The organism is Streptomyces albidicamelliae, from assembly GCF_025642175.1.
In the GTDB taxonomy this organism is placed as follows: Bacteria; Actinomycetota; Actinomycetes; order Streptomycetales; family Streptomycetaceae; genus Streptomyces; species Streptomyces albidocamelliae.
Map to the genome: position 1 here is coordinate 52,240 of NZ_CP106796.1, position 15,827 is coordinate 68,066.

Here is a 15,827-nt window from a genome sequence, read left to right on the forward strand (position 1 = left end):
TGTTCGGGCAGGTCGCAGGAAGGAAGACGTATCTGTCGCCAGTGCTCCGGTTCTTGCTCCGGCCCGTAGTGCCGTGGGGGCGGCGAGGCATCAGGGGATGCACCGGCCGGACAGGCATCCGCTCGACCGGGCGCGGCCGGCTGGTGCGCCGCAACGGGACGGGGTGAGTGACGCGGAAGTCTCCGGAAGAAGGCCGATGACATCGGGCGACGAACGTCCTCCCGTTGTCGCTCGCGCCGTTCGCCGAACTCAAGGCCGTCGTCTTGCGGGTGCATCTCCCCGGCGGCCGCCACGCCGGACTGTCGCGAGTCAGCCGGCCCTGCGTATGTATGCCGCATGCCCAGCCAATGCGGCCACCGCCGTGATGACGATGAAGATCAGGCCGCCCAGGACGGCGTCCCGCGCGGTGTGCGCCGTCAGCATCCGCTGACCGGCGGCGAAAGGAAGCCAGTCAGCCACCCTGTCGGGACCGATGCTGGGGATTCCTCCGGCCAACGTGCTCACAAGGCGCTCGCCCAGCGACGGCAGCAGGAGCAGCACCAAGACCGGGCCGACCCGGTTGCGGATCAGTGCCGAGGCTGATGTGCACAGCAGCATCCAGCAAGCCATCCATAGGTCGAGTCGGGCAGCGGCCCCGAGGAGTTGCGTCCAGAGCGGTTGGTGGACGCCCTTTGCCGCCGCCGCGACAGCGAGGCCGCCGATTTCCAGAAGACAGCTCAGGGCTGATACCAGCATGCCGATCGCGGCACCCACAACGCACTTGGCCCAGAAGGCGTAGCTGCGGGAAGCCGCCGTGAGCCACGTGGTCCGGCTCGCGCCGCGCATCAGCTCTGTCGAAACCGGGCCGGTCCCCAGGACGAGGAGGTAGACGGCCAGGCTGGGCATCTGCATGAGGCTTGGCGTCCACTGCACCGAGTTCACCAGCGCCGGGTCGGTCGTGTCCTTGGAGGAGTTGATGATGAACGGGGCCGCTAAGGGCACCCAGAGCGCGATGACGGTGACGATCGCCGCAAGGATCCACGTGGAGCGCAGCGCGGCCAGGTGGCGCAGCTCGTAGTGACAGGCGCGCCACCATGCCTGTGCGGGGGAGGGCTGTACGTCGGTAGGGGTGTGAGAGCTCACCGCAGTGTTCATGTGATCTTGAATTCCTCGTGCGCGATGGTCAGGTAGGAGTCTTCGAGGCTGGGCCGGTTCTCGGACAGTTGAAACAACGGAACACGGAGGTCGAGGCACAGGCGGGCCAGCTTCTCTCTGCTGATGCCGGTGATGTCCGCGGTGTCCGGGCCGGTGCGGCGCAGTGCGAAGCCTTGCCGGCGAGCCAGTCCGGCGAGCGTGGGAGCGTCGTCGGACGCGTACTGGATCTGCACGACGGACTGCCGGTCGGCGTAGGCCAGGAGGTCGCTCATGTCGGCTTCGGCGACGACTTTGCCCTGTGACAGGACGGCCACCCGGTCGGCCAATTGCTGCATCTCGGCCAGCAGATGGCTGGAGATGAGAACGGCTGTGCCTGCGTCGGCGAGGGTGCGCAGGAAGTCGCGGAGCCAGCGTACGGCGTGCGGGTCGAGGCCGTTGGCGGGCTCGTCCAGGATCAGGACGCGAGGAGAGGCGATCAGTGCCTGTGCGGTGCCGACGCGTTGCGACATGCCCAGCGACAGCGCCGAAAGCCGCAGGCCGGCGGCTTCCCGCAGGCCGACTTGGTCCAGCAGTTCGTCTGCACGCCGGTCGGGTACGCCGGCTCCCGCAGCGATCATGTGCAGGTGGTGGCGTACGCGGTGCTTCGGGTGACCTGCCACCCCGCCGAATGCTGCTCCGACGATGCGGGAGGGGGCACGCCAGGCGGTGAGAGGGCGGCCGAGGTACAGCGTGTGCCCTTCGGCCGGAAGCAGGCCGAGCATGGCCCTGATGGTGGTCGTCTTGCCGGCGCCGTTGGAGCCGACGAAACCGGTGACGCATCCGGCGCGCAGGTCCACGGATACACCGTCCAGAACTCGCTTTTTTCCGAATGTACGCCTGAGCTCGCACACCTGGACAAGAACGTCTTTCACGAACACCTCGTTCATCGTCGGGAATTTCAGTCCGCATTCCGCGGGAAAGGACGGCTGTCGGTCGCACCGGGTTGCCCTCGGCCCCCCTGTGACGGCGCCTGCCGGCATTGCACAAACGTCGGATGCCCGAAGATCCGATTCCCGCCGTGGGGACAGCCTGACGAAGATGGCCCCTGTACGCCCAATGCCCTGGGCGTACAGGGGGTTTCACCCTGTTGCGGTGAATGCCCCATGCCCGCAAGCGACATGGGAGTCCCAAGTGAACACCAGACTGCGTCTGACCGCAGCAACTGTGGTCGCCGCCACTGCGTTCGGCCTCGCCAGCACCACCGCGCAGGCCGCCACTCAGCACGAGACGGTGACCCGCGCACCCGTCGCGACTCAGGTCATCACGACCGGCAGCAACGCCGAGGCCCGCGCTGTCGCCCGCACCATGAGCAGCAACGGTGTGGCCGACAGCGTTGAGGTCAAGGGCTCGTCGGTGGTGGCCAAGGGCGTCAACATCGGCAAGATCATTGCGCTCATCAAGAAGTCGAAGCCCGCGTGGCAGTGGCTCGTCAAGAACTCCAAGAAGGTCTACCACCTGGGCAAGACCAAGGCGGTTCGCTACATACGCCACGAGATCGACAACATGAAGTGGTACAGCCCCATCAAGTGGGTGCTGAAGGCCAGTGGCTTCTACTCCTCCGCCGATGTGATCTGGTCCGTCGTCACCTGGGTCTACCACCACGCGTAGGCCGTACGGTGCGATGATCTGACAGCCCCCACTGAGAGCCGCGGTGGGGGCCGTTGCCCTGCGGCTTTATGCGAGGAGACATGAACAACACTCGGAGCGAAGCGGAACAGACGAACGACAACGTCTGGTGGGCAGTTCCGGCCCTCATCGCCATCCTGGCCGGCGCCATTGCCTTTCTCGGACGAGCCGACGCGGCCCAAACGGCTGCTTGGTGCGTCTACTTCGCGGGCTGGATCGCAATAGTCCCGGTGGCCGCGCGATCCTTACTCAAGGGCCTCCACAGGCAACTCTTTCGCATCCCCGGCCTGCTCATCGCGTTGTTCATCATGGGCGCATACCTGTATGTCTTCCATCGCGACGGTATCCCCTTCGGCCACTAGTGCCGTCGTGGCGTCATCCGGCACCGGAGAAGACGACCGGTCCGTCAAAGCACCCTGCCGGTCGGATGAGCGTCCGACCGGCAGGAGTTGACTGCGCGCTTCCTCTCCTGGATCGTGCTGTCTTTGTCACTTCGCGGCAGAGATTTTCTGGAACGCACCGCGCTCCACGGCCCACTGCCTTTCCCAGTCGCCAAGTGGCCGCTGCCCGGGGGCGGCGGCAGCTTCGCCTCCTTGCCCAATTCCTGGGCTCGCTGCCCCAAAGGGCTCATGCCCAAAGATTCAATACCGTGCCGAGGCTCGTCACGGAAAACTCCTCAGTGATCGATTCGATCTCTGCGATGAAGCGGCGACGGTCTGCCCCCTTGCCTTTGTGCAGACCCAAGCTGGTTCGGACCATTCGACTGAGGAGTCTTTCCTGTGAACAGCAAGCTGCGCATAGCCGCTGCCACTGTCACCGCAGCACTCGCGCTCGGTGTCGCCGCTCCGATGGCCAGCGCCGTCGAGGCCTCCCGCACTCCCGCTGTATCCGCCGTGCAGGTCGAGGCGGCCGCCAGTCCTGCTCAGATGCACGCCATCGCCGCGGCACTGACCTCCCGGCAGGGCGAAACGGTGACCGCGAAGGGCGCTGTCGACCCTGCGCTTCTCGAAACGGCCAAGGACATCGTGGCCTACATCAAGAAGTACCTGGCCAAGGAGTACACGAAGGCCAGGAACGCCGCGAAGAAGGGCTACGCGGCGTTCGTCAAGTGGGTCAAGTCGCTCAAGCCGGAGAACCCCGTTCGGATCGTTCTGGAGATCGGCGGAAAGAAGCTGATCGAGATCGTCATCACTCTTCTGAAGAAGTGACACCCGCCGAAAACGGCGCGGTCACCCAGTGATCCTCGGCCGGGACGTGCTTGCCGCGTCCCGGCCCTGGTCGGCCCGAACGGATTCCGTACCCTGCCATGAGCCAAGCACAGCAAACCGCTGCCCTCCTCATCGCCGGCGCAGTCGGCATCCTGCTCTCCTGTCTGTTCCCGCCCGGCAAGCAACCGCGCAGACGCAGGGACCGACAGCGAAGGACGCCTCCGCCCCCACGAGCTTGAGCGCCGCCTGTCGGGATTCCCCCAACCGCCCTGGTCAGGCACACGGCCATCAGCACACCGGCCGGACAGGCACCGCTCATTGAACCCGGAGCGTTCCCCCCGCGTCCGGGCAGCCGCCGCCAGGCGCGCACCCTCATCGAGGATGCGTTCGTCTGGTGGCGGCTTCGTCGTTCCTCACAGTCGCGCCTTTACCGGTTGCCCGCAGCAGGCTACAGCGGCCGTTCAGCAGACATCTTCTGCGCGCGGGACCCGCACCGGCGTCCCCGGCACTTGCCTCTCACCCGAGGACGCCACAGCATTACGCATACGATCAGGCGGTGTCGAACCGCGCGATACAGCGGTGGTACGCATAAGCAAAAAGAGCCGCCTCGGTGCGCGAACTGACACTGATCTTGGTCATAATGCTCGTCAGGTGGGCCTTGGCGGTTCGTTCAGCTATGCCGAGCTTCCGGCCGATGTCCCGATTTGAAGCGGCACACGCAAGCAGCAGAAGCACCTCACGTTCACGCGGCGTGAGATCGCTGATGGCAGAGGGGTCGCCGGGAGCCGGCGGCTGGGAGATATTTTCCATGTCGATCTGCGCACAGACACCGCCCAACTCCTCTGCATTTTCAGAGTTTTCCAACACAGTCAGTTGACCTTTCCCCGTGTGTATGCAGTTGTATTACCCCCGTCTGCACCATCCGTACGGCGGGCCCCTGGCAAAAGAACCCACAACATCCCTCCTACGTTTTCCTGACGTGCGGGCGTATGGTCCGCCGACTCCCTTTCAGCGCGGATGGTCCCCGTCAGCGCATTGCGGACGGCCGCACACCGTGCGGAGCAGGCCCGGCCGGCCGCTCCCGAGATCGTCTTCCGTGCAGAATGGATCCCACCAGTGGGGCCAGGCGCCAGCGGAAGGGATCGACACAGATGGCAATGCCCACAGCCGTTGGCCGTGCTCACCCAGACCCTTGGGACCGGACGGCCCGTCCCCAGCCGCGTCGTCTTACTCGCTGGGGAGCGGCGAGTCATACCGCAGATCGCAGATCCTCGTGGCGTGGGGGCGGCCATCGCACATGTCGATGCGCGTAGCGCTGCCGCCCTGAACGCCCCGCAGCATGCCGGGCAGCGAACCCGAATGCCTCACGGCATGCCTGAATTACTGCCTGGTGAGCTCACCGGCGGGGATTTCACCCCAGAGGGCCGTACGGAGTGGGGAGCGCGCCGGCTTGCGAGCTCCGCAGGTGCCGGCCAGGCGGTGCTGCAGGGGTGCGGAGGCAGCGTCACCAGGCACCCGCCCGTCCTTGGACGGCAGCCCCGCGCAAGGCTCCTGTGCTCTTCGCCGCGCCTTCGCATCCTTCCCCCACTTCGTCGCTGCGGCCGATGTCCCTGCGCCGAGGCATCCTGCACCGAGCAGGTAGCGCATCCCACGGCGGGCTCGCGAGCGGAGGTGGTCGGTCTCCGACGAGCGCGCGATCGGGAGCCTGAGCGATGGCAGCGGTCGAGCGTTGTGAAGTCGCCTGTGCGGCAACCGCCCCTGCCCTTGCTCAAGGTCTCGCCATCGGTTCTTCCTGACGCCTGCTGTCGAGCGTCTGCTTGTCTGTCAACTGGGCTCTGTGTTCGGCCCGTTGGACATGACACTGTGACCCTAGCCGGAAGCACATAGTCACTGTCAAGCCTGCTAGACGACGCTGGCCCGAGATGATGGAATGTCAAATGCATTAGACACGTCCGCCAGAGAGTGGTGAATCAGGGACATGGGTGAGAGCACACCCGCCGCACGAGGATTGATTGCGGAGCGACTGGACGCGTTGATCCTTGCCAGGCACCCGGGCGGACAAGGCCCAGGGAGTGAACGCGAGATCGCCAGGCGCAGTCGGGACCACGCGAAGACACACCCGGGAGCCCCGACCATCAGTCATCAGACCGTCGCCAATATTCGGGACGGGGTCGTCAAGAACCCAGGGGTCGACAGCCTGCGAGCCTTGGCCAATGTCTTCGGCGTCAGACTCGGCTTCTTCCTGGAGGAGGACGCTCCTGCGACACAGGCGGCCGGTGCGGGCAGCCGCGGCCCAGCGGCTCAACCGACGCCGGCCGCGGTGAACCTGTCCGCGAGACTGAACCGGCTCTTCGAGACGATCCATCCCAAGGAGCGAGGCCCCTACAACTCCCACGAAGTCGCCGAAGCCATCGCCGAGCGCGGCGGGAAAATCACGGAGGAGCAGGTGGAACGGCTGCGCAACGGTACCTGGGACCCCACGAGCTATGAGCAGTTCGGGGCACTCGCCTCCTTCTTCGGCGTGCCGCTGGCCTACTTCGCCGACGACGCAGTCGCCACACAGGTCGGCATCGACCTCGACCTCCTGGACGCGCTCAAGGCACAGGGCACCGATCCCCGCCAGATCGCCCTGCGGGCAGTTGCCGATCTGGACGATGAGGCCCTCGAAGCTCTCGTCCCGGTGATCCAGCACCTGCGGCATGCCGGCAAGCGGCAGCGGATGTAGGGAACCGTGACGGGCGCCGCTGGTGTGATGGTGTATGGCGGTAGGCACCGGCCGGCGGAGGTGCCCTGAAGTAGGACCTTGTGGCCCATCGGTTGGCCGGCGCTCACGCCGCCGCGCGGTACAAGGGGGGTACCGCGACGTGACCTTCATTCAATGGCAGTGGGCCGTTGATCTTCCGGGAAGAGCGAGGATGAACGACAGGGAGCTACGCCGCTATTGCAGCGACATAGTGAGGCGACTCGACCTTCCGAAGCCGTTCGACATCAACGCACTCGTCGACCAGTTGGAAGAGCGTCGCGGCCGGCCCATCTCCCTGCTGTCCATGCCGCTACCCGCCGACCGGGGCCCGTGCGGCTTGTGGGTGGCCACTCCTGACGTGGATTACGTCATCTACCAGGCAAACACCCGGAAGGCCCACCAGAGGCACATCGTCCTCCACGAGATCGGCCACATGCTCTTCGGCCATCAGGCAACTCCCGCGGAGGAGGCGGAAATCAGCCGACTCCTCCTGCCGAACATCGATCCTTCGCTAGTTCGCGTCGTCCTTGGCCGCACCCACTACGACCGTAACGAGGAAAAGGCCGCCGAACTCATAGCTTCACTGATTCCGCTCCGGGCCGACGGCACGGCCCCCCGGCGAGCAACGGCTTCTCCCCCACATGTAACCGCCCTTGTCAGCCATTTGGAGCGCTCGCTCGAGCGAAGCTCCCGACGAAGGGTGTGACCGATGCTGTTCATCGTCGTCTACGGGATGCTGTCGCTCATCACCTGGAGCGCCTTCGCCGTCAAACTGAAAGACCTTTCCAGGGACTGGCGAAACAGAGAGCTGCAACTGTTGTGCCTGGCGATCAGCACGTTCGCCGCACCCTTCTTCTTCGCGACTCCCCCGGTCTATGTACGCCTCGACGCACTGCTCGGTCAGCGCAACATCGCCACCCTCATCATCTACACCTGCGTGGCCGTCTGCCTCACGTCGTTCCTCGCCCTCCTCGTAAGCTGGTCGTCGACGCAGTCCAAGATCCGCCTCCGTCACCGGCTCATCGTCGGATACGCCGTCACCACGATCGTGGCCATGGTCACCTTCTTTTTCCTCGGTACGGTCAACGACACGGAACATCCCGTCGACTTCGACGTCCACTACGCCAGCACGCCCTACATCACTGAGTTCCTCCTGACCTACCAGTGCCTGTTCACCGTCAGCATGATCGGGCTGATCCTCATGTGCTGGCGCTACTCCACAATGGTCGACAGGCCGTGGCTACGAGGGGGCCTCCGCGTCATCACCGCCGGTGCCGTCACAGGCCTGGGCTACTGCCTGCCCAAGGCCGTCTCTCTGGCCTGGGACGTGGCCGGAGACTCCCCCCTGGACTCGGTGAGCTCCGTGGTCGCCCCCATGTTCGCCAGCGCTGCGGCCGCCCTCTTCGCCATCGGCTTCACCATGCCCGTGTGGGGTGTGGGGATGAGCACGACCGCGTCGTGGATATCTGGCTACCTTGCTTTCCAACGGCGCTATCCGCTGTGGCAGGCGATCACGCGGGCCTTTCCGGAGATCGTGCTTGTCCCTCCGCCGTCCTCACGGCTCGAACTGGCCCGCGAGCTCAGCTTCTACCAGAACCGTCAGGTGATCGAGATCCTCGACGGCGAGATGAGACTGCGCCCGCACTACGACACCGCCATCAGTGAGCTGACGCGCAAGGAGTGTACCGGCCGCAGAATCACGGGCATCCAGGCGGAGGCACTTGTGGAGGCCGTGCAACTCGCCGCGGCTCTCCAGGCGCACGTGGTCGGCCGAGAGCTGCCGCTGCGGTCCGAGACAGACGTGCGCGAGTCCACCGATGGCGACCTGGCCAAGGAAGCCACGCGGCTCGTACGGGTGGCCGAGGCGCTCCTCTCCCCCGTCGTCCCGGCTGTCCTCGCACGCCTCACAGCGACCGCCCACGACTGCCGCACGCAGTCATGACACTGTTCGATCGCCGCCTCGTGGCGGACCCCGTCGCCGCCTACGCCAGGCTCCGTGAGGCGTCCGCGGTCCACCGCACCTCCACCCCGGACGGACAGCCGGTCTGGGTCATCACCCGCTACGCCGAGGCCCGGGCCGCCCTCGCGGACGCACGGTTCTCCCTGGACAAAGCCAACGCAAAGGTCGAAGGCGACTACCAGTCGTCCATGCCGCCCGAACTCGATGCCCATCTCCTGAACATGGATCCGCCCGACCACACCCGCGTCCGCCGGCTCGTCGCGAAGGCCTTCACACCACAGCACATCAAGAGCTTGGCCGACGGAATCCGGGCCACGGCCGCCGGTCTCCTCGCCGCCGGGCAGGGCGTGCGCATGGACGTCATGGAGACCCTGGCCGTGCCCCTTCCCATGCACGTCATCTGCGAGTTGCTCGGCATCCCCGAGCGAGACCGTCACGACTTTCGGACCTGGACGGACACCCTGCTCTCGCCGGCGCCCGACGCGGCCGCGGCCTCACGCACCGCGATGCGGCAGATGCACCAGTTCCTGGCCGCCGTCATCCGCGACAAGCGCCGCCATCCGGCCGACGATCTGCTGTCGATGCTCACTCATGCCCGCGACGAGCGGGAAGCACTGACCGAGCAGGAACTGCTCTCCCTCGCTTTCCTCATGCTGTTCGCCGGCTACGACAATGCCGTCCACCTCATCGGCAACACCGTCCTCGCCCTGCTCCTGCACCCTCGTCTGATGGACGACGTCCGACAAGGAACGCTGCCCCTGCGAGCCGTGGTGGAGGAGACTCTGCGCTGGAACCCGCCCTTTCCCCTAGGGGTGCGCCGCTTCGCCCTGGAGGACGTACCCGTCGGCGGCACCGTGGTCCCGGCCGGCGGCCGTGTCTGGATCTCCATCGCCTCGGCCAACCGGGACGAACGTCGATTCCCCTCGCCCGACACCTTCGACCCCAACCGCCTCCCCGTCCATCTGGCGTTCGGTCACGGCTTCCACCACTGCCTGGGCGCCCCGCTCGCACGGCTGGAAGCAGAGATCGCCGTCACCACTCTCCTCGGACGCTTCCCCGAGCTGGAACTCGCCGTACCAGCGGACGAGCTGCCCTGGCTGCCCTCCTTCCATAAACGCGGGCTCCGCAGCCTGCCCGTGCGGACGCGGTCGCGCACCGAGCCGGATGCACCGGTCGGGATCTAGCGGTCGCCTTCATCTGCCCGCCTCGTGCGGGCAGCGCACGACCACGGCCGACGCTCCTGCCGCACACAATGTACGGTCTATGGCCGGGCGGGAACCGCGGTCGGGCAGCGCCCGCACAGCGCCGTGGTAGCCGTCCTCGCCCCCACCGCCGACGGCCAGGTCCGGGCGGCCGCCCTGGTAGAGATCACAGATGGTCAGCGACGATCCGAACTCATCGCCGCTGGGTACGTTCGGGCTGTCCTGAGTGACAGCGACGGCTCCTGCGGAGGCCTGGGTGCCGACCGGCGGCGAGGTCGTCCATATACGCGGCCCTGGTGCGGTCCCAGCCCGCGCTCGTTCCCGAGCCACGCGTCTGGCCGCGGCCCGTGGTGGGCCGCTGCCCGATGCCTCCTGGTGCAGCCGACGCATGGCGGATTGGCCCGGCCTCCATCTGTCTCGCGTACCCACAGGCTTTTGCGAGAGGCTCTCAGCCTTGGCGGGCGGGCGTCCACGGTGGCTCATCTCTTTCCGTCCTCGCTCAAACCGTGATGACGGCCATGGTTCTCGCCGCACGCGCCTGCTGGGATCGCACAGTTGTTCCCGCAGAGAGGTCATCGAGTGATACCGCCCACCGCAAGACGACGTCACTTAGCCTTCAGCGCGATCCTCGCAATCGTCATCGGATCCGGTGCCACCGGCGCCGGCTACGCGGCCGGCTCCGAGGGCCCGCCGCCGGTGCACGGCCCTGGCGCACGGGCAGTTGCGGCCGCCGAGCCGAACACTCCCGACGGCCCCGAGGTCGGACCGCCGTTCACGAAGAAGAGCGGCGTGTGGCAGACCGCCACCACGACACCCACGTTGCGCAACACTGTCACCGCTCCCAGCGGCCACAAGACCACCGCGACCTTCGAGGTCCGCACCACCGATTCCAGCGGCAAGCCCACCGCCACGGTCGTCAAGCTCACCGACGACAACCAGTGGGGCGTCCTCGTCTCCAGCGAGGTGGCCGCCGGCAAACCGGCCTCTGTCACGGTTCCCGCCGGCAAGCTCAAGAACGGTGTCACCTACGCGGTCCGCTCCTCCGGGTACGACGCCACCAGCAACGTGTACGAGAGCGACTGGTCGCCGTACTCCACCTTCAGGATCAACGTTCCGCCGGCCGAGAAGCCGTACGTCACCTTCCCGGCGCCACAGGCCGCCTCCGGCATCGACTCGCTCGCGCAGACTCCGGTCGAAGTCACCCGCACCGATCCCGGCCCCGTCACGGGCGTACGCGGCGGCCCGGACGCCGGCCGCCCATGCTCCGCCCCGGACAGCCAGGGCCGCAAGGTGTGCATCCGGATCAGCCGTACCGCGCCGACTCCCGACGATGCGGCGGTCACCAAGAAGGCGATGAGGCAGGCTCTTCGGGGCGCCGATGTCGTCCCGTGGTGTGCCTCGAAGCCGGACGGCAAGGACTACATGAACCGGACCGAGGCGTGCCTGAAGAACGTCGGCTACGCCACCCTGATCTTCGTCGACGCCGATGAACTGCCGAGGTTCGGCACCGCCACGTTCGCGCTGTCCCAGCAGATCAAGCTGTACAACAAGAAATCCGACACCGGCACGGACCGGACCGAGTTCGACCAGCAGCTCACCGTGGTCCCGACGCGGATCGACGACGCGACCGAGGGCGTTCACCTCACCTGGAAGGCGTCCGACAACTGCAAGGACTGCACCAGCTCGCAGGTGCAGTGGGCGAGCGACGACGGCCTCAACACCACCCCGCACTGGGCGGTCGGCGAAGTCGGCGCCCCGTACGCCATGACCGCGAAGGTGCAGACGATCTGGAACAGCACCGGCAAGGAGCAGTTCGACCTCGGCTGGAGCCTGCTCGGATCAGCGGCGACGTCCGCGTGCGCGAGCTGGCGCCGCGCTGTGACGACATCGCAGGGGGCAGCATCAGGACCGGCTGCGTCTTCCCCTACTTCAAGCCCACCTGGACGGTCGACACCAACCTCTACCCGGCGGCCGGTGCCTACTACTGGTTGATGCAGGAGAAGCTCCCCTCCCATCCCGGCAGCCGGAAGTGGGACTCCCTCGTCACCTACCTCGGCCCCGGCAACAATGCCGATCCGGACGGTGGTGACTGGACCAATGACGACAGCCGCGGCATCGTCTGCCCTACGGGGGCCAACGGTTTCAAGCCCAACCCCGCCACTCCCAGCGGCTCGTGCGACGAGTACGCGCCCGCCAGTACCTACCAGAGCGGCGGCATGCCGAAGGGCCCGAACCAGGTCGCTTCCGGGAAGGACTGCGCACAGCTCTACACCAAGCCGCTGACCGGCGGCACGTGGGGACTGCTTGCCGAGAACTGCGACGGCTACACCGGCCCGAAGTGGAACGAAAGGTGTGGTCGCGCCTCCGTGCCAACGGATCAGAACACGGGCGCCTTCCGCGACCTCGGTATCAAGTTCGTCCCGCAGATGCGGCTGCTCGACAAGGACGGGTTCTTCATCGGCGATCCCGGCTTCGAGCACTGCAAGAACGCCGACACGGTCTGTGCCTGGAAGAAGGTCGGCGGAGACAACTGACCGCCCCCTGACCGGTTCTGTGGCCGGAGCACCTCGTGGTGTTCCGGCCACGGTGCTATGCCCAGCGCGTCCAGTCCGCATCCCGCGGATGCGCCGGACTGTCCCACGCCAAGGCCTGGTCGACGAGACCGGGCACCTTCGTGTCCTGGCGTCCGTCCGCGTACTCCACGCCCCGGTTCTCGTACAGTGCATCGGCGACTTCGATGAGATAGTCGGCGAACGACGGCCACGCGCCCAGCTTGGGGATGCCGGCCTCCTCGAAGGTTCCGATCCGTCCGTAGCCGGGTCCCGGGGTGCAGTCCATGAACAGCCCGTACAGGCCGCTGCGGTCGGTCGCGGCGAAGGCGAGGTACCGCATCGCGGGGTCGCCCGGCATGCCGATGGTGTGGGGGCCCTCGTCCCAGTACGGCAGATGCTGCACCGGGGGGACCGCATGCTTCCTCGGCAGCAGCCAGGCTGTTCCCTGTCCCTGCGGCTCGAGCCCGGCATCGGGTGCGGGTGTCCAGCCGAAGTCGGCGGGGTGACCGGTGCCGTTGCGGAGGCGGTAGAACGCCTTGAGGCCCGGCGGGATGGTGAGGTCGAGTTCCTGCTCGACCTCACGGATGTCGGCTTCCGGGGCGGGTGGCGGAAGCATCCGGTAGGAACGCGGAGCGTGCTGCCCCAGCCACCCCTCGATCCTCGCCCAGGCGCCCGCCGCGGCCTGCTCCTGCTGCTGATCGTCGGTCATACCCGCGACCCTATGGGGCTCATGCCGTTCTCCGGCAACCGCACGGTCCTGGCAGCTGAGAAGGCTTAGCGTTTACCGCATTCCATTGCAACGACTTCAGGCCCACGCTGTTGCGTTAGATTCCCACTTGTTGCAATGATTTCCCTGCATCACCCTGTGAATACGGGGACTTAGGGCAACAAGACTGTCGCCCAGCAGGTGAATGCAACGTAGCGTTTCCGGTGTCAGAAACAGCGGGCCGAAGGGGCCCGCACCGGAAGACCGAGGAGTTCCGCCATGCCGAAGTTCGCCACCCCCGCCCCCGTGACCGCCCACCTCGACATCCCCGCCGGACGCATCCGGCTCATCGCCGCCGACCGCGCCGACACCACCGTCGAGATCCTGCCCGCCGACCCCGCCAAGAGCCGCGACATCAAGGCCGCCGAACGGATCGACGTCAGCTACGACGACGGCGTCCTGCGCATCACCGCCCGCGAGCCCGCCCACCGCGCCCTCGGCACCCCCGGATCCGTCGAGATCACCGTCCAACTCCCCGCCGGCTCCCACCTGAAGGCCACCGCCGCCCTCACCGAACTCCGCGGCGTCGGACGCCTCGGCCACGTCACCCTCGACGCCGCCCAGGCCACCGTCAAACTCGACGAGACCGACGAAGCCCGCCTCACCCTCAAGGCCGGCGACATCACCCTCGGCCGCCTCACCGGCCCCGCCGACCTCAGCACCCACAAGGGCGACCTGACCGTCACCGAGGCCCACCGCGGCACCCTCACCCTGCGCACCCAGCACGGCCGGATCTCCGTCACCGCCGCCCGCGGCACCTCCGCCACCCTCGACGCAGGCACCGCCTACGGCCGCATCCACAACGCGCTCGCCAACACCGACGGCGCCGCCGCCGGCCTCACCATCCACGCGTCCACCGGCTACGGCGACATCGACGCCCGCAGCCTGTGAGGGAGCGTCCCATGACCGAGCCGGCCCCTGTCGAGCCCGATCGTCCCGGAAGGAAGTCCGCACCACCGCACCAACCGACGAGCGGTCGGGGTTCGGTTCCGGGGCCGCGAAGAGAGGAGGGGACGGCCCTCGCCCCAAGCCGCCCGACCGGTGACCGGGCTCCGCCCCCCGCGGCGAGGGGCGTCGGGCGGGAAGCACGGCGGCGCCGGGAACACGCCGTCGTCGTCCTTGCGCGGTCGTGAAGGGTCCGGTTCGTAGCATGAGCCGGTGATCACGTCCGATGAGCGGGGTCCCCGGCGGCACGGGCCGCGCAGGCAGCCGGTGCGGTGGCGCCGGCTCGTCCTCGGTGCGGCCGGAGGTATGGCGGGGGCCGGCGTGATCGTCGCCGGGCTCGCTCTGCGCGACGGCCCGGCGGAACCGGCCCCGGCCGCCTCCGCCGGCACTCCCCCGCGGACGGTCCGGAGCACGGCTCCCCCGCGCCCCGCGGCGGCGCCCCCGGCACCGCGCCCCACCGGCAGCGTGCGGATCGCCGCGGTCGGGGACGTCGTCATGGGCACGCTGCCCGACGACCTGCCGCCGGACGACGGCGCCTCCTTCTTCGACCCGGTCCAGGACCTGCTCTCCGGCGACGTGGTCCTGGGGAACCTGGAGGGCACCCTCACCACCGGCGGGACCAGCAAGTGCGACGACGACAGTACGCACTGCTTCGCGTTCAACGCCCCGCCGTCCTACGGCCGCTGGTTCAAGAAGGCCGGCTTCACCGTGATGAACCTGGCCAACAACCACATCGACGACTTCGGGGCGGAAGGGCGGCGCCAGACGTTCGCCGCGCTGCGCGCCGCGGACCTGCCGTTCACCGGCCGGGCGGGACAGATCACCCTCCAGCCGATGCACGGCCTCCGCGTCGCGGTGCTCGGGTTCGCCCCCGACGAGGGGTCCGCCGACCTCACGGACCTCCCCGCCGCCAAGCGGCTGACCGCCCGCGCCGCGGCGATGGCGGACATCGTCGTCGTCACCATGCACGCCGGCGCCGAGGGCGCGGACCACACCCATGTCGAGCCGGGCACCGAGTACTTCCTCGGCGAGGACCGCGGCGACGCCCACCGCTTCAGCCGCGCGGTGATCGACGCCGGCGCCGACCTCGTGGTGGGCAGCGGCCCGCACGTCATGCGCGGGATGGAGTTCTACAAGGGCCGGCTGATCGCCTACAGCCTGGGCAACTTCGCCGGCTACAAGGTGTTCGGCCTCGGCGGCATCCTCTCCACCAGCGGCGTCCTCGACGTCACCCTCCACGCCGACGGCACCTACGCCTCCGGACGCCTGCACCCGACCGAACTCGTCCCGCCGGGCACCCCGGAGCCGGGCGGCGACGGGATCGGCCTCGTCGCCGGCCTGTCGCAGGAGGACTTCGGCCCGCACGCCGCCCGTATCGCCGACGACGGAACGATCCGGCACCCCTAGCCTGCGCAGTCGGGGCACCAGTCGGCACACCAATCGGGGCGCAGGCCCAGGAGCGCCCCGGCCCAGGAGCGCCCGGCCCAGGAGCGCCCGGCCCGCGCCATTTAGATTGTGCACAATTTAATTGTGTGCTTTGATTCGGGTCGGGGCACCCCCCGACCTTCCCCCGCAGGGAGGACGGACGCGCGGCCGGAGAGCGAGCCACCCCTTTTCGCCCTCCCCCGCGCCTGCCCCCAGGTGCTCGACGC

Annotated in this window: 15 protein-coding genes; 11 read left to right on the forward strand and 4 right to left on the reverse strand. The window is 67.8% G+C overall.

From position 1 onward, the window contains the following. Positions 1–309: 309 nt before the first annotated feature. Together N8I86_RS38265 and N8I86_RS38270 are read right to left on the reverse strand one after the other, a co-directional pair. Positions 310–1,134, reverse strand: coding sequence for a hypothetical protein (locus tag N8I86_RS38265; protein ID WP_073898903.1), 825 nt, complete (start codon positions 1,132–1,134; stop codon positions 310–312). Further along, the gene (locus N8I86_RS38270; RefSeq protein WP_263280275.1) at positions 1,131–2,060 is read right to left on the reverse strand and encodes an ABC transporter ATP-binding protein; all 930 of its coding nucleotides are present in this window, start codon (positions 2,058–2,060) and stop codon (positions 1,131–1,133) included. Before N8I86_RS38270 ends, N8I86_RS38265 begins: the two co-directional genes overlap by 4 nt. 244 nt (positions 2,061–2,304) lie before the next feature. Here N8I86_RS38270 and N8I86_RS38275 point away from each other — a divergent pair, with 244 nt between their 5' ends. The 3 genes from N8I86_RS38275 to N8I86_RS38285 all read left to right on the forward strand — a co-directional run bounded on the left by N8I86_RS38275 (position 2,305) and on the right by N8I86_RS38285 (position 4,007). Further along, positions 2,305–2,781 (forward strand): hypothetical protein, encoded by a 477-nt coding sequence (locus tag N8I86_RS38275; RefSeq protein WP_143611395.1) that lies wholly within the window; start codon positions 2,305–2,307, stop codon positions 2,779–2,781. Between the two features lie 80 nt (positions 2,782–2,861). After that, positions 2,862–3,161, forward strand: coding sequence for a hypothetical protein (locus N8I86_RS38280; protein ID WP_073898897.1), 300 nt, complete (start codon positions 2,862–2,864; stop codon positions 3,159–3,161). 417 nt (positions 3,162–3,578) lie between these two features. Beyond that, the gene (locus tag N8I86_RS38285) at positions 3,579–4,007 is read left to right on the forward strand and encodes a hypothetical protein (protein ID WP_263280276.1); all 429 of its coding nucleotides are present in this window, start codon (positions 3,579–3,581) and stop codon (positions 4,005–4,007) included. A gap of 549 nt (positions 4,008–4,556) precedes the next feature. On the opposite strand, the gene N8I86_RS38290 is transcribed toward N8I86_RS38285, so the two are convergent. Then, on the reverse strand, positions 4,557–4,871 hold the full coding sequence (locus N8I86_RS38290; RefSeq protein ID WP_263280277.1) for a helix-turn-helix domain-containing protein: 315 nt from the start codon (positions 4,869–4,871) through the stop codon (positions 4,557–4,559). A gap of 1,342 nt (positions 4,872–6,213) precedes the next feature. Here N8I86_RS38290 and N8I86_RS38295 point away from each other — a divergent pair. The 6 genes from N8I86_RS38295 (at position 6,214) to N8I86_RS38320 (ending at position 12,446) form a co-directional block, all read left to right on the forward strand. Further along, positions 6,214–6,732 carry an XRE family transcriptional regulator gene (locus N8I86_RS38295; protein ID WP_143611393.1) on the forward strand — a complete coding sequence of 173 codons (519 nt, stop codon included), beginning with the start codon at positions 6,214–6,216 and terminating at the stop codon, positions 6,730–6,732. 139 nt (positions 6,733–6,871) lie between these two features. Next, positions 6,872–7,456 carry a toxin gene (locus N8I86_RS38300; protein WP_263280278.1) on the forward strand — a complete coding sequence of 195 codons (585 nt, stop codon included), beginning with the start codon at positions 6,872–6,874 and terminating at the stop codon, positions 7,454–7,456. A gap of 3 nt (positions 7,457–7,459) precedes the next feature. Next, positions 7,460–8,692: an MAB_1171c family putative transporter gene (locus N8I86_RS38305; RefSeq protein ID WP_263280279.1), complete on the forward strand. Its 1,233-nt coding sequence runs from the start codon at positions 7,460–7,462 to the stop codon at positions 8,690–8,692. After that, positions 8,689–9,894: a cytochrome P450 family protein gene (locus N8I86_RS38310; protein WP_073898885.1), complete on the forward strand. Its 1,206-nt coding sequence runs from the start codon at positions 8,689–8,691 to the stop codon at positions 9,892–9,894. Before N8I86_RS38305 ends, N8I86_RS38310 begins: the two co-directional genes overlap by 4 nt. Positions 9,895–10,731: 837 nt before the next feature. After that, complete coding sequence (locus N8I86_RS38315; RefSeq protein ID WP_263280280.1) at positions 10,732–11,904, forward strand: hypothetical protein; 1,173 nt, start codon at positions 10,732–10,734, stop codon at positions 11,902–11,904. After that, complete coding sequence (locus N8I86_RS38320) at positions 11,904–12,446, forward strand: hypothetical protein (RefSeq protein WP_263280281.1); 543 nt, start codon at positions 11,904–11,906, stop codon at positions 12,444–12,446. Before N8I86_RS38315 ends, N8I86_RS38320 begins: the two co-directional genes overlap by 1 nt. Positions 12,447–12,501: 55 nt before the next feature. Here the strand turns inward: N8I86_RS38320 and N8I86_RS38325 are convergent, their stop codons facing one another. Continuing rightward, on the reverse strand, positions 12,502–13,173 hold the full coding sequence (locus tag N8I86_RS38325) for an SMI1/KNR4 family protein (RefSeq protein WP_263280282.1): 672 nt from the start codon (positions 13,171–13,173) through the stop codon (positions 12,502–12,504). 276 nt (positions 13,174–13,449) lie between these two features. Between N8I86_RS38325 and N8I86_RS38330 the strand changes: the two genes are divergently transcribed. Further along, positions 13,450–14,121, forward strand: a complete 672-nt coding sequence (locus N8I86_RS38330) for a DUF4097 domain-containing protein (RefSeq protein ID WP_263280283.1) — start codon at positions 13,450–13,452, stop codon at positions 14,119–14,121. A 267-nt stretch (positions 14,122–14,388) separates the two neighbouring features. Then, a complete protein-coding gene (locus N8I86_RS38335) occupies positions 14,389–15,582 on the forward strand; it encodes a CapA family protein (protein WP_263280284.1) in 1,194 nt (397 codons plus the stop codon). Positions 15,583–15,827: the final 245 nt, after the last annotated feature.